This is a genomic window from Aquabacterium sp. (assembly GCF_049317225.1).
Classification (GTDB): Bacteria; Pseudomonadota; Gammaproteobacteria; order Burkholderiales; family Burkholderiaceae_C; genus Aquabacterium.
On sequence record NZ_JBMOIR010000011.1, the window covers coordinates 44,706 to 56,962 of the forward strand.

13 protein-coding genes are annotated in these 12,257 nt (G+C 62.6%); 2 read left to right on the forward strand and 11 right to left on the reverse strand.

All coding sequences use genetic code 11. The features are described from left to right. Positions 1-15 precede the first annotated feature (15 nt). From secF to ACOYNB_RS09150, 9 genes are all read right to left on the reverse strand, one after another. Entirely contained in the window at positions 16-1,038 is a 1,023-nt protein-coding gene (secF, locus tag ACOYNB_RS09110) for a protein translocase subunit SecF (protein ID WP_422838777.1), read from the reverse strand. Positions 1,039-1,059: 21 nt separating this feature from the next. Beyond that, positions 1,060-2,922 carry a protein translocase subunit SecD gene (gene secD / locus ACOYNB_RS09115; RefSeq protein WP_422838778.1) on the reverse strand — a complete coding sequence of 621 codons (1,863 nt, stop codon included), beginning with the start codon at positions 2,920-2,922 and terminating at the stop codon, positions 1,060-1,062. A gap of 27 nt (positions 2,923-2,949) precedes the next feature. Beyond that, a complete protein-coding gene (gene yajC, locus ACOYNB_RS09120; RefSeq protein WP_374258940.1) occupies positions 2,950-3,273 on the reverse strand; it encodes a preprotein translocase subunit YajC in 324 nt (107 codons plus the stop codon). 95 nt (positions 3,274-3,368) lie between these two features. Then, positions 3,369-3,662: an HP0495 family protein gene (locus ACOYNB_RS09125; RefSeq protein ID WP_374258939.1), complete on the reverse strand. Its 294-nt coding sequence runs from the start codon at positions 3,660-3,662 to the stop codon at positions 3,369-3,371. A 14-nt stretch (positions 3,663-3,676) separates the two neighbouring features. After that, positions 3,677-4,915 carry a D-alanyl-D-alanine carboxypeptidase family protein gene (locus tag ACOYNB_RS09130; protein ID WP_422838779.1) on the reverse strand — a complete coding sequence of 413 codons (1,239 nt, stop codon included), beginning with the start codon at positions 4,913-4,915 and terminating at the stop codon, positions 3,677-3,679. 68 nt (positions 4,916-4,983) lie between these two features. Beyond that, on the reverse strand, positions 4,984-5,640 hold the full coding sequence (locus tag ACOYNB_RS09135) for an alpha/beta hydrolase (protein WP_422838780.1): 657 nt from the start codon (positions 5,638-5,640) through the stop codon (positions 4,984-4,986). Positions 5,641-5,648: 8 nt separating this feature from the next. Then, positions 5,649-5,975 (reverse strand): (2Fe-2S) ferredoxin domain-containing protein, encoded by a 327-nt coding sequence (locus ACOYNB_RS09140; RefSeq protein WP_422838781.1) that lies wholly within the window; start codon positions 5,973-5,975, stop codon positions 5,649-5,651. A 9-nt stretch (positions 5,976-5,984) separates the two neighbouring features. Then, positions 5,985-7,139 carry a VanZ family protein gene (locus tag ACOYNB_RS09145; RefSeq protein WP_422838782.1) on the reverse strand — a complete coding sequence of 385 codons (1,155 nt, stop codon included), beginning with the start codon at positions 7,137-7,139 and terminating at the stop codon, positions 5,985-5,987. A 9-nt stretch (positions 7,140-7,148) separates the two neighbouring features. Then, positions 7,149-7,595 carry a CopD family protein gene (locus ACOYNB_RS09150; protein WP_374259076.1) on the reverse strand — a complete coding sequence of 149 codons (447 nt, stop codon included), beginning with the start codon at positions 7,593-7,595 and terminating at the stop codon, positions 7,149-7,151. A gap of 301 nt (positions 7,596-7,896) precedes the next feature. On the opposite strand from ACOYNB_RS09150, the gene hemB reads away from it, so the two are divergent. Next, entirely contained in the window at positions 7,897-8,901 is a 1,005-nt protein-coding gene (gene hemB, locus ACOYNB_RS09155; protein ID WP_422838783.1) for a porphobilinogen synthase, read from the forward strand. A gap of 32 nt (positions 8,902-8,933) precedes the next feature. Next, positions 8,934-10,184: a magnesium transporter CorA family protein gene (locus ACOYNB_RS09160; RefSeq protein WP_422838784.1), complete on the forward strand. Its 1,251-nt coding sequence runs from the start codon at positions 8,934-8,936 to the stop codon at positions 10,182-10,184. On the opposite strand, the gene ACOYNB_RS09165 is transcribed toward ACOYNB_RS09160, so the two are convergent. Next, complete coding sequence (locus ACOYNB_RS09165) at positions 10,181-11,032, reverse strand: uracil-DNA glycosylase (RefSeq protein WP_422838785.1); 852 nt, start codon at positions 11,030-11,032, stop codon at positions 10,181-10,183. The two genes, ACOYNB_RS09160 and ACOYNB_RS09165, sit on opposite strands and share 4 nt — an antisense overlap. Continuing rightward, a complete protein-coding gene (gene tsaB, locus ACOYNB_RS09170) occupies positions 11,019-12,245 on the reverse strand; it encodes a tRNA (adenosine(37)-N6)-threonylcarbamoyltransferase complex dimerization subunit type 1 TsaB (RefSeq protein ID WP_422838786.1) in 1,227 nt (408 codons plus the stop codon). The genes ACOYNB_RS09165 and tsaB overlap by 14 nt, the downstream gene beginning before the upstream one ends. Positions 12,246-12,257: the final 12 nt, after the last annotated feature.

Below are 12,257 nucleotides of genomic sequence, written 5' to 3' on the forward strand. Positions count from 1 at the left end.
AAGACTCTTTTGACTCTACACCACCGCACCGGAGTGCGGATCGTTCGGATCGATATCTTTTTTGGCGGTCTTGACCAGATCTTCTCGCTTGACGCCCAGCCACATCGCAATCGCAGCGGCCACAAACACCGACGAGTAGATACCGAACACGATGCCGATGGTCAACGCCAGCGCAAAGTAGTGCAACGTGGGGCCGCCCAGGAACAGCATCGCCAGCACCATGGCCTCGGTCGAGCCGTGGGTGATGATGGTGCGGCTCATCGTGGACGTGATGGCATGGTCGATGATCTCGACCGTGCTCATCTTGCGGAACTTGCGGAAGGCCTCGCGAATCCGGTCAAAGATCACCACGGACTCGTTGACCGAGTAGCCCAGCACGGCCAGCACCGCCGCCAGCACAGACAGCGAAAACTCCCACTGGAAGAAGGCAAAAAAACCCAGGATGATGATGACGTCGTGCAGGTTGGCGATGATGCCCGCCACCGCGAACTTCCATTCGAAGCGGATGGCCAAGTAGATCATGATGCCCAGCACGGTGACGCCCAGCGCCAGCGCGCCGTCACGAGCGAGCTCTTCGCCCACCTGCGGGCCCACGAATTCGCTGCGCTGCAGGGCCACAGGCTGCCCGCCATCGGCCACTTGGCAGACCTGCGCCGGGCCCTTGTCTGTCGTTTCGACCGTCTTGAGGGTGCCTTGCTCAGCCGTGCACAGGGCCCCGAAGACCTTGCCCACGACTTCGCCCTGCTTCATCTGGCCGCGCAGCGGCAGACGGATCAGCACATCGCGCGAGGTGCCAAAGTTCTGCACCTGCACTTCACCGTAGCCCAGCGACTCGATGGCGGCCCGCGCCTTGTTCAGGTCCGCGCTTTGCGCGTACTGCACTTCAATCAGCGACCCACCGGTGAATTCGATCGACAGATGCAGTCCCCGCGTGAACAGGAAGAACACGGCGGCAGCAAAGGTCAAGAACGACACAGCGTTGAAAACCAACGCGTGGCGCATGAAGGGAATGTCACGCTTGATGCGGAAGAATTCCATGATGCTAGTTCCCTCTTCTTGTTATTCCTGGGGCTTCCAGACCTGACCAATTGACACGCTCTTGAGCTTCTTCTGGCGGCCATACCAGAGGTTGACCAGACCGCGCGAGAAGAACACCGCCGAGAACATCGACGTCAGGATGCCCAGGCAGTGCACGACGGCAAACCCACGCACCGGGCCCGAACCAAAGGCCAGCAGCGACAGGCCGGCAATCAGGGTGGTGACGTTGGAGTCGAGAATCGTGGCCCAGGCGTGTTCGTAACCGGCACGGATGGCGGTTTGCGGTGCCGAACCATTGCGCAACTCTTCGCGCACGCGCTCGTTGATCAGCACGTTCGAGTCAATGGCCATGCCCAGCGTCAACGCAATCGCCGCAATACCCGGCAAGGTCAGCGTGGCTTGCAACATCGACAGCACAGCGACCAGCAGCAGCAGGTTCACCGACAGCGCAATGGTCGAGAACACGCCGAACAGCAGGTAATAAATGCACATGAAGACGGCAATCGCGGCAAAACCATAGACCAGCGAATTGAAGCCCTGTGCAATGTTTTCCGCCCCCAGGCTGGGGCCCACGGTGCGCTCTTCGATGATGGTCATCGGTGCGGCCAGCGAACCGGCGCGCAGCAGCAGCGCGGTGTCGGCGGCTTCTTCGGTCGTCATGCGGCCCGAAATCTGCACGCGGCCACCACCGATTTCGCCACGGATGACGGGGGCCGTCACAACCTCACCCTTGCCCTTTTCGAACAGGATGATGGCCATGCGCTTGCCAACGCTTTCGCGGGTCACATCTTTGAAGATGCGGGCGCCACGGGCGTCCAGGGTCAGGTGGACCGCGGCTTCGTGGTTTTCATCGAAGCCGGGCTGGGCGTCGGTCAGGTTGTCACCGGTCAGCACCACTTCGCGCTTGACGATGATGGGCACGCCACCGCGCTCCATGTAGCGCTCGTAGCCGAAGGGCACGGGACCGCCGGACAGCGCGGCTTGCGCTTCGGTGCTGTCGTTGACCATGCGCACTTCCAGTGTGGCCGTGCGACCAATGATGTCCTTGGCCTTGGCGGTGTCCTGCACGCCCGGCAACTGCACCACCACGCGGTCCAGACCTTGCTGCTGGATCACGGGCTCGGCCACACCCAGCTCATTGATCCGGTTGTGCAGGGTGGTGATGTTTTGCTTGAGGGCCTGTTCCTGAATGCTGCGCTCGGAGGTCGGCTTGAGCGAGCCCACCAGCGTCACGTCACCCGAACCACCGGCATCGGTCGAATCCGCCCAGATCAGGTCCGGCAAGTTGTCTTGCAACACAGGGCGAGCGGTCTTGCGCACCGCGTCATCGCGGAAGCGCACGATCACGGTGTTGGCCTCACGGCGGATGCCGCTGTGGCGGATGTCCTTGTCACGCAGCAGCGTGCGGATGTCGCCCGACAGGCTGTCGATCTTTTGCGTCAGCGCCGCCTTCATGTCCACCTGCATCAGGAAGTGGACGCCCCCACGCAGGTCCAGGCCCAGATACATGGGCTGGGCGTGGAGCGAACGCAACCATTGCGGCGAGCGCGACACCAGATTCAGCGCCACGATATAGCGCGGATCCGATTCATCGGGGTTGAAGGTGCGCTGGATGACGTCGCGCGCCTTCAATTGCGTGTCGGTGTCCTTGAACCGCGCCCGCACGGAGGCGCCATCCAGCTCGACAAAGTCGGCCTGGATGCCCGCATCCTTGAGGGCCGCCTCGACCCGAGCCACAGCAGCGCTGTCGAGCTTGAGCGTGGCTTTGCCACTGGAGAGTTGCACGGCTGGCGCCTCGCCAAATACGTTGGGCAGGCTATAGACCACGCCGATGGCCAGCGCCACGGCAATGATCAGGTACTTCCACCAGGGATAGCGGTTCATGAGGTCCTCGACGACGCAGGCGTTCTATTACTTGTAGGTGCCTTTGGGCAGGACCTGCACGATGGCCACGCGCTGCAGTTGCAGTTCGACGCCATTGGCCACTTCCACGCTGACAAAGGTGTCGCCCAGCTTGGTGATGCGACCCATGACACCACCTTGCGTGATGACTTCGTCACCCTTGGCCAGCGCGTCGAGCATGGCCTTGGTTTCCTTCTGGCGCTTCATCTGTGGACGAATCATGACGAAGTACAGCACCACGAACATGAGCACCAGCGGCAGCATGCTCATCAGACCACCAGAGGCGCCGGCAGCGGGGGCTGCGGCTTGGGCATAAGCTTCAGAAATAAACACTTCAGGTTCCTTCAAACAAAGGGCCGAGGCACCAGAGGCGCTTCGGCCAGATCACAGACATTGTATGCGTGCGTTTGCCACACCTGACGCATGCGTCAGATCACGTATTTCACGAGAGGGTGGCCGCTCAATCCGCGGTAGATATTGTCGAGTTGCTCGCGGCTGGTGGCCGTGACGGTCACCGTCAGGCCCAAGTAGTTGCCGCTGCTGCTCGGGCGACGCTGGATGGTCGAGGCGTCAAACGCCGGATCGTGGGCAATTACCACGGACACCACGGCCTCGATGAAGGTCTCGTGATGGGCGCCCATCACTTTGATGGGAAAGGCGCAGGGGTACTCGATGAGCGACTGCTCGGGAGGAATGATGGGGTTCACGGGTTGATGCGTCATGTCGAAATCCTGAATCATTGGATGCCAAGACGGATGGCATCCCATACGCGCCCCAGCCAGCCAGCGCTGGGCACCGCTTCCAGCGCCTGCAACGGGCGACTTTGCCATGGCTGACCGCCCAGCGTGATCTGCAACGTCGCCACGTTTTGCCCCTTCAGCAGTGGCGCCATGAGAGGGTCAGGGCGGGTCAACTGGGTCTTGAGCAGCTTGCCTTGCCCACGAGGCACCACCACGATCAGTGGCTCGGGGCGCCCGATCGGCACGGTCGATGAACCGCCTTTCCAGACCTTGGCAGTGGTGACAGGTTGGCCCGCATCAAACAGCTTGACCACGTCAAAGGCACTGTAGCCCCAATTGAGTAACTTCTGACTTTCACCGGCACGCGCTTCACTGGAGTTGGCGCCCAGGACCACGCTGATCAAGCGTCGCTCGACCCCGGCGATGGTGCGACGCGACGTGGCAACTTGCGCATACCCGCCCGACTCTGTGTAGCCTGCCTGCAAACCGTCGACACTGGGATCACGCAGCAACAAGAGGTTGCGGCTGGCTTGCGGAACCCCCTCCACGGTGATGCTTTTGGGCGCGTAATACGGCAGAGCCGAAGGGAAATCCAGCACCAGACGCGCCGCGATGTACGACAGATCCCGCGCGGTACTGAGATGCTGCCGCTCTGCGGTGCCATCGGCATTTTGGAAGTGGGTCGCTGTCAGCCCCCAAGATTGGGCCTGACGATTCATCATGTCGACAAACGCGTCCACCGAACCAGCCACGCCTTCCGCCAGCGCGATCGTCGCGTCGTTGGCGTTCAACACGGTCATGGCGCGAATCAGGTCATCCACCCGCAGCGTGGCATTCGGTGCCGCGGCGATCCGCACCGCACCATTCAGCCCCGCACGCCAAGCTTTGTCCGAGACGGTCAGTGCCTGATCTGATTTGAGCTTTCCCGACTCCAGCGCCTGGAACACCAGATAGGCCGACATCAGCTTGGTCAGCGAGGCAGGGGGCAAAGGCTGATCGGCCTGTCGTTCACCCAAGGTTTGACGACTGCCCACATCCTGCAGAATGAAGGCACGCGCGGCCACCTCCGGCACCGCTGGCATGGCCGCAGCGCGAGGTGAAAACATGGCCGAAGCCAGCGAGACAGGCGCAGCGGCCCACCCGACAACGGGCACCCCGGTCATCCCCAGAGAAAGGCCAGCCGTCCAAGCCAGTTGCAATACCGCTCGGCGAGCAGGTCGAAAGAGCTTTGTCATGGGCGCAATATGGGGCATCCAACCCCATTTACAAGTCCCGGGGACTGAATTCCGTCACCCCGGAAAGGTCACTCCGCCACACCGCGCAGATGGCGCAACACGATTTCTCGCAAACGTGGTAGCTGACCGTGGAAGAAATGCCCCGTCCCGGGTACCACCGTCACAGGCAGGCCTTGCGGCCGCGCCCAATCCAGAATGTGCGTGAGCGGCACCACATCGTCTTGCTCACCCTCGACGATCAAGGTGTGCTGCGGCACGACGGGCACGTCAAACCGGCTCACGGCCGGGCTGATCAGCACCAACTCGGATGGCGCCACCACTCCGGGGCGCAAGGCCGCGACCTCCGTCAGGCGCGCGCAGGCTTGCGCAGCCATGGCTCCGCCAAACGAAAAGCCAGCCAATGCAAGAGGGTGCCCCACCATGTCAGGATCACTCAGGTGATGCCCCACCACCGCCAGCAGATCCATGGTTTCTCCACGCCCCTCATCCCACTCGCCCTCCGAGCGTCCTACGCCGCGGAAGTTGAAGCGGACGGCGCGCCAGCCAGCCAGAACGAACGCCCGACAGATGGTGTGCACGACTTTGTTGTCCATCGTGCCGCCCATCTGCGGATTCGGGTGCGCCACCACAGCCAACCCCAACGGCTTGGCTGCAGGCTCTTCGACCACCACTTCGATGTGGCCGGCCGGGCCATCAATGAGGGTTGATGCAGGGCGTCCGATCATGATGCTCCTCAGCGGCCAACGTCGTCCGGCAAAACCAGGCGCGCCACAACTTCACCTTTGATCAGATGACGATCCACGATTTCGTCAATGTCAGCCTGGTCCACAAATGTGTACCAAGTGCCCTCAGGGTACACAACCGCTACCGGCCCACCGGCACACCGATCGAGACACCCTGCCTTGTTGACGCGCACCTGTCCCCTGCCAGACAACCCGGCATCCTTGATCCGGTTCTTGCAATGGTCGAAGGCCGCCTTCGCGTCATGATCGCCGCAACTGGCTTCGCCGTTGATGCGTTGATTCAGACAGAAGAAAATGTGGCGCTGGTAATAACTCATGGCGCCATTTTAGGTTCCCCCCTGATCCGAGACTTGAGTGAGATCACGTGCGGTCAATCGCCCCAGCAGCCAAAGCAGCGCAACATAGGGCCAGAGCACCCCAAACCAGCGGGATAACCCGTGGAATCGGATGAATCTGCCGTGCTCCCACGCCTGCAGGGTCTGCGCGTAGTAGGGATCAGGGGGCGCCAGATGAATCAGCCCGATCAGCGCCAGCAACACCATCACCCCCAACGCCGCGCAAGCCGTGCGAGAGCGATCCACCAGCAACATGCCGCACATGGCCCCCAGCAACATGCCAAAGCTGCTGGGCAAGGTCACCCAACTGAGTGCGTGCTCAGGGCCGAAGTTCAGTGCCGTCGACAGTGCGGTCACACCCATCCCGAGCAAGACCAGGGCACTGAGCAGCGCCACCCGCAAGGTCCGAGGGCGCGCCAGCGCACAAGCCAGACACAAGGGGGCCAGCATGCCGGCAGCAACGGTCAGCGCCTCGACCATCGGCAGCCAACTGGACGACACGACGGCCGAATGAATGGAGGCCCACAAGCGCAAAGGATCCTCAGGCAACAGCCAGGCCTGCAACGGCGTGCCGGACGTCAACTCGACAAGTCCCACCCGCAAGTGGGACAGCAACTGCCCCTCACCCAGCGGCAAGGGCGGCGGAAACAGCAGCCCTAGCGGCCACATCCACAGCAATGCCAGCCCATGCCCTGCCTGCGTGATGAACCACTTCTGGCGCAAGCGATGCCACCAGTCAACCACACCCAAGGCCTGAATGGTGACCGCCGCCAGCGTCCCCCACGCCATCCCCAATGTGTTGAGGACCCAGTCGGAAATTGACGGCACTCGCCCGGGTACGGTGTACTGAATGAGTTCGAGGGTGTATGACATGCCCGCACCGATCAGCACGGTGCGCAACACCGCCGACGTCACGGAGTACCCGCTGCGCAGCCATGCCAGGCACAGAATCATCCCGAAGGGCAAGTACCCCAGGATGTTGGCGACCAGATCACTGACGATTTCTTGGTGCAGTTTGGGCAGCACCCAACTGAACACTTGTCGGTCAGGCCAATGCCAGCCGCTCCACGGATGCAGCGTGGCATACACAATGAGCGCCACAGCGACCCACGTCAGGGGCCAGGCGGAACTGCGGTGCTCAGCCATGCGGCAGACTTATCCCAACGTCGGCTTGAGGACCACCAGACACACGATGACGGCAAACAGCAAGACCGTCACTTCGTTGAACCAGCGGAACCACTTGTGGCTACGGCGATTTTGCAGTCCCTCGAACTGGGTCAGGATACGCCGACACACATGGTGGTAGCCGATCACCCCCACCACCAGGGTCAGCTTGATGTGCAACCAGATCTGCCCCGGGCCCTTCCCGATGCCGAAATACAGCCACAACAACAAGCCAAACACCAGTGCCGGCACCATGAGGATGGTGCTGAAACGGTAGAGCTTGCGTGCCATGAGCAGCAAACGCTCACGCTCGGCGTGGCTGTCTGCTGGCACCATGGCCAAGTTCACAAACAACCGCGGCAGGTAGAACAGGCCTGCAAACCAGCTGGCCACGAAGATGATGTGAAGGGCCTTGACCCAAAGATAGGCGTTGCTCATGCCCGGATTATGGCCAGCCCCTGCACGGAAATGCAGACCTTGCCCATGGGGTGGATCAAATCGCACAGACAAAAAAAGAGCCCCGGCATTGGCCGGGGCTATGAAGCCTTAACGCTGTCATCACGTAAGGCACCTGCTCAGGGAGGAAAAGCAGGGAATGAGGCCTTGCGGCGTATCATTCAAGGTGAATTATAGGCGGGATTCCACAGAGGTGCACGCCTCCGTATCCTGCAAAAAACCGTGATGAAGCGGTTTTCCGTTCACATTTGCATTACTTCACAAAATCGGACCTGGCGTCACCATGATGTTCTCGCAACACTTCCCCCAACACCGTCCCCGTCGCCTGCGCAAAGACGAGTTTTCCCGTCGCCTGGTCCGCGAACACGTCCTGACCGCAGCTGACCTGATTTACCCCGTCTTCATCCTGGATCAGGACGAAGGCACGCAAGCCGTGGGCTCGATGCCCGGTGTCGAACGCTTGGGCCGCAGTGCCTTGTACCGTACCGCCGAACGCTGCCTGGCGCTGGGCGTGCCCGTGCTGGCCCTGTTCCCGGTGATTGATGGCGCGCGCAAAACACCCGATGGTGCCGAAGCCGCCAACCCGGAGGGTCTGGTGCCCCAAACCGTTCGCGAGCTGAAAAAGCGCTTTCCGGAACTGGGCGTGATGACCGACGTGGCGCTCGACCCCTACACCACCCACGGCCAGGACGGCCTGCTCGACGACACCGGCTACATCCTCAACGACGAGACCGTGGCGGTGCTGACCCGTCAGGCCCTGACGCAGGCCGAAGCAGGTGTCGACATCGTGGCGCCATCGGACATGATGGACGGCCGCATCGGCGCCATCCGCCAGGCGCTGGAATCGCAGAACCTGATCTACACCCGGATCATGGCCTACAGCGCCAAGTACGCCAGCGCGTTCTACGGCCCCTTCCGCGATGCCGTGGGTTCGGCAGCCAATCTGGGCAAGAGCAACAAGAAGGTCTACCAGATGGACCCAGCCAACACCGATGAAGCGCTGCGTGAGGTGGCCATGGACATCGCCGAAGGTGCCGACATGGTGATGGTCAAGCCCGGCATGCCCTACCTGGACATCGTGCGTCGCGTGAAGGACGAGTTCAAGGTGCCCACCTTCGCCTACCAGGTCAGCGGCGAATACGCCATGATCAAGGCAGCCGCGCAAAACGGCTGGCTGGACCACGACGCGTGCATGATGGAAGCCTTGCTGGCGTTCAAGCGTGCAGGTGCTGACGGCATCCTCACCTACTTTGCGCTGGACGCGGCCGAGAAGCTGCGTCAAGGTTAAGCTGCGGATCCGTCGTCTGCACTGGGGTTGCTGTGCGCTTTTTCCTGATCAACGATCGTTTCACCGAGCTGGAAGAATGGCCGACCAGCCTCCCCCCTCAGGGCTTTCTGTGGGTGACCTGCAGTCGGCGGGTCTTTGAGGTGCAACTGACACAGGTGCAGCGCCATCTCGCCCGCTTGGCCGGCGGCAGCCTGGTGGATCTGCACATCTCCGACTTGCTGAACCCACAACTGCCCTCGCAATACGACTACACCTCGTGGTACGACCTGCTGGTGTTTCGCCGGCTGGCAGCGGGCCCGGGCACGGCCCACCTCTTTCTGGATGACGAGCACGGCACGGCGTCCAGTGCCCGCCAGGCGCTGGCCGCCATCGACACCAGTCCGGTCGGGTTTGCCTTGTTTGACCGGGTGCTGCTGACCGTGCACCCCGCAGACTGTTCGGTACGGGATTTCTTTGAGACCCGCCTGAGCCTCATGACCAGCGGCCCGGCCGAGCACGGCATGTCGGTCCCGCCCGAGATGGAGGCATCGCCCTCGCCCCCCCCCCAAGACGAGGAAGATGACCACCTGAGTGCCGATGCCGCCCTCATCCATGAACAAGGTCTTCATGGGCTTCACGACCCGCACGGCATAGGGCACCTGCATCGCACCGAAGGGCGAGGCCCATCACGCCTGCCGCCCAGCCCGGCGGACTTGATGCTGCGCATCGTCAACCACATGGTGGACAGCTACCTGGACCTGCGTCGACTGCTCACCCGCCAATTGGGCTACCTGCAACAGGACATGCTGCGCAACAACGAACAGTTCCGGCACTGGCAGGCACTGCTCGAATCACGCAACACCCTGCACCTGCTGGAAGACACCTGTGAAGACCAACACAGCGCCTTGCAAGAGTGGATGGACGCATTGGACGAATGGCCCGTGCCGACCGACCCGCAGGCAGCCCGCGAACGCGAGGTGTTGCGCGTGCGCTCACGTGACGTACAGGAACACATCGAGCGCGTGCTCAATCATGTCCGGCGGCTGGAGTCCTCCTCAGAAAGCGCGGTGCAGATGCACTTTTCGCTACAGGGCAGCCGAACCAACGACATCATGCGCACCCTGACGGTGTTGACCGCCGTGTTCCTGCCGCTCAACCTCATCACCGGCGTGTTCGGCATGAACTTCGACGCCATGCCACTCATCCACACGGCCCCGGGCTTCTGGGTGGCCATGATGCTGATGGGCGCCGTGGTCGTCGGGCTGGTGTGGTGGTTCCGCCGGCAGCGTTACCTGGGCGGTTAAGTCCGCTGCTGCAAAACCTCTCGCGCCAGGCACAGGTCATCCCAAGCCAGAGCTTTGTCCGCCGGGTTGCGAAGCAGATAGGCGGGGTGGTAGGTCACCACCACTGGAATGCCTTGAACGTGGTGGACACGGCCACGCAAGCGCCCAATCGGCTCGGTGGATTTGAGCAGCGACTGCACCGCAAAACGCCCCATCGCCACCATCACTTTGGGCTGCACCAGCGCCATCTGCCGCAACAGATACGGCTCGCACTGCGCCACTTCTTGCGGCAAAGGATTGCGGTTAGCGGGCGGACGGCACTTGAGTACATTGGCAATGAACACCTGCTTGTCCGCAGGCGCCTCAGCCCGCGTCAGCCCCACCGCATGCAACATGCGATCCAACAGCTGACCGGCACGTCCCACGAAGGGTTCGCCCATCTTGTCCTCTTGCTCGCCAGGCGCCTCGCCCACGATCATCCAATCGGCTTGTGGGTGGCCCACACCAAAAACCGTCTGACTGCGGCTCTGACACAGGCCACATGCCTGGCAGCCAGCCACGGCCTCGCGCAACGCGGGCCAGTCCATCTGCTCGATGCCTGCAGGCCGGGCACCCAATTCCGCCACAGCCGAAGAGGCCACAACGGGTTTGGCCTCGACCGGGCGCTTGGGCACGACCGGGGCGGCGACGCGTTCTTGAGCTACCGCCTTCAACACGGGCGCCGGCTGGGCAACGGGCACGTCGGCCGCGGCCGACGGTGCGGCAGCCACAGGTGCAGCGTCTTCGACCGCATCGGCCGATACCTCCGGCCAGAAGGGTGGCACGCCCATCTCGCGCAACATGGCGCGCTGCCGCTCACTCCACCGCACGGCCGTCACCCAGATCAATGTCTCGCCGCATGACCACGGCATCCTCACGTCCGTCGGGCGCGGGGTAGTAGCCTTTGCGCACACCGACCTCGATGAACCCTTCTTTACCGTACAAGGCGCGGGCCGGCGTGTTGCTGGGGCGAACCTCCAGCCACAACAGACTGGCGCGCTGCTGCTGACAACGCTCGTACAGCACGCCCAGGAATGCGCGGGCCACACCACGGCCATGCCAGCGCTTGTCCACGGCGATGTTGAGCAAATGGACCTCGTCGGCGCCATTCATGGCCACGCACACGGCCACAATTTGCTGCGAGGCCGCATCCAGCCGAACGCGACACCAATAGCCCGCACGCATGGATGACCGATAGTTGTCCTCGCTCCACGCGTGGGAGGGATGCAGGCACGCAGCCTGCTCCATGGACAAGACCGCCGGAATGTCTGCCTCGGTCATGGGGCGATCCACGAAGCGCGGGGCTTGCGCAGCCGCTTGCCGCTCTGCCGTGGTTTGTGCCACTTTGTCTCTCACATAGCGAGGCAAAGCGAGGGCCACATCCACCGTCTTCCCGTCCGCCCAGGCTGCCTGCGCCAAAGCCGCAAGCGCCGCCCCCGCTGGCATGGCAGGCTGCACCAAGGTCGCTGTGCCCTCGGCCGAGGCAAACGCAAACCGATCGGGGTAGACCTGCATGGCGTTGCCGCACAGGCGGACAGGGACGTCACGGGTACCGATGGCCCATCGTCTCGCGGGTTCATCCAGCGACCACAATTGCGGCGCTTGCCTGGGCACCCACTGCTGACCTTGCCAACAGAAGGATCCGACATAGAGCTCGTCCATCCGGGCATCCTGCAGCACCCAAACCTCGGCCCCGTCCGGGCACCATTGGGGCGCCTGCTGGCGTGCATGCTCTGCCACCGCCATCAAGGTGTCCAGGACGATCACGGGGCAGTCTGCCCCCAAGGCCAAACCTTGCGTGATGGAGCAGGCCGTACGCAGTCCGGTGAAGGCCCCCGGACCACTGCCGAATGCCACGGCACTGAGGTCGGCCCACGACAAACCCACCTCGCTCAACAAGCCCTTGAGCGCCGGTAGCAGTTGTGACGACGCCTGCGCGCCGCCCGGCAAATCCAACGTCCGCACGCGATCCCCCACGGCCAAAGCGGCGTGAATGCGATCGGTAGCAGTATCCAGAGCGAGCAATACAGGCAAAGAAGACATGGCGGGAGTGTA

Bases quoted from the DNA above. Each gene is read 5' to 3' on its own strand.
- secF (WP_422838777.1), bottom strand. From the start codon at position 1,038: ATGGAATTCTTCCGCATCAAGCGTGACATTCCCTTCATGCGCCACGCG.
- secD (WP_422838778.1), bottom strand. From the start codon at position 2,922: ATGAACCGCTATCCCTGGTGGAAGTACCTGATCATTGCCGTGGCGCTG.
- ACOYNB_RS09125 (WP_374258939.1), bottom strand. From the start codon at position 3,662: ATGACGCATCAACCCGTGAACCCCATCATTCCTCCCGAGCAGTCGCTC.
- ACOYNB_RS09130 (WP_422838779.1), bottom strand. From the start codon at position 4,915: ATGACAAAGCTCTTTCGACCTGCTCGCCGAGCGGTATTGCAACTGGCT.
- ACOYNB_RS09135 (WP_422838780.1), bottom strand. From the start codon at position 5,640: ATGATCGGACGCCCTGCATCAACCCTCATTGATGGCCCGGCCGGCCAC.
- ACOYNB_RS09140 (WP_422838781.1), bottom strand. From the start codon at position 5,975: ATGAGTTATTACCAGCGCCACATTTTCTTCTGTCTGAATCAACGCATC.
- ACOYNB_RS09145 (WP_422838782.1), bottom strand. From the start codon at position 7,139: ATGGCTGAGCACCGCAGTTCCGCCTGGCCCCTGACGTGGGTCGCTGTG.
- ACOYNB_RS09150 (WP_374259076.1), bottom strand. From the start codon at position 7,595: ATGAGCAACGCCTATCTTTGGGTCAAGGCCCTTCACATCATCTTCGTG.
- hemB (WP_422838783.1), top strand. From the start codon at position 7,897: ATGATGTTCTCGCAACACTTCCCCCAACACCGTCCCCGTCGCCTGCGC.
- tsaB (WP_422838786.1), bottom strand. From the start codon at position 12,245: ATGTCTTCTTTGCCTGTATTGCTCGCTCTGGATACTGCTACCGATCGC.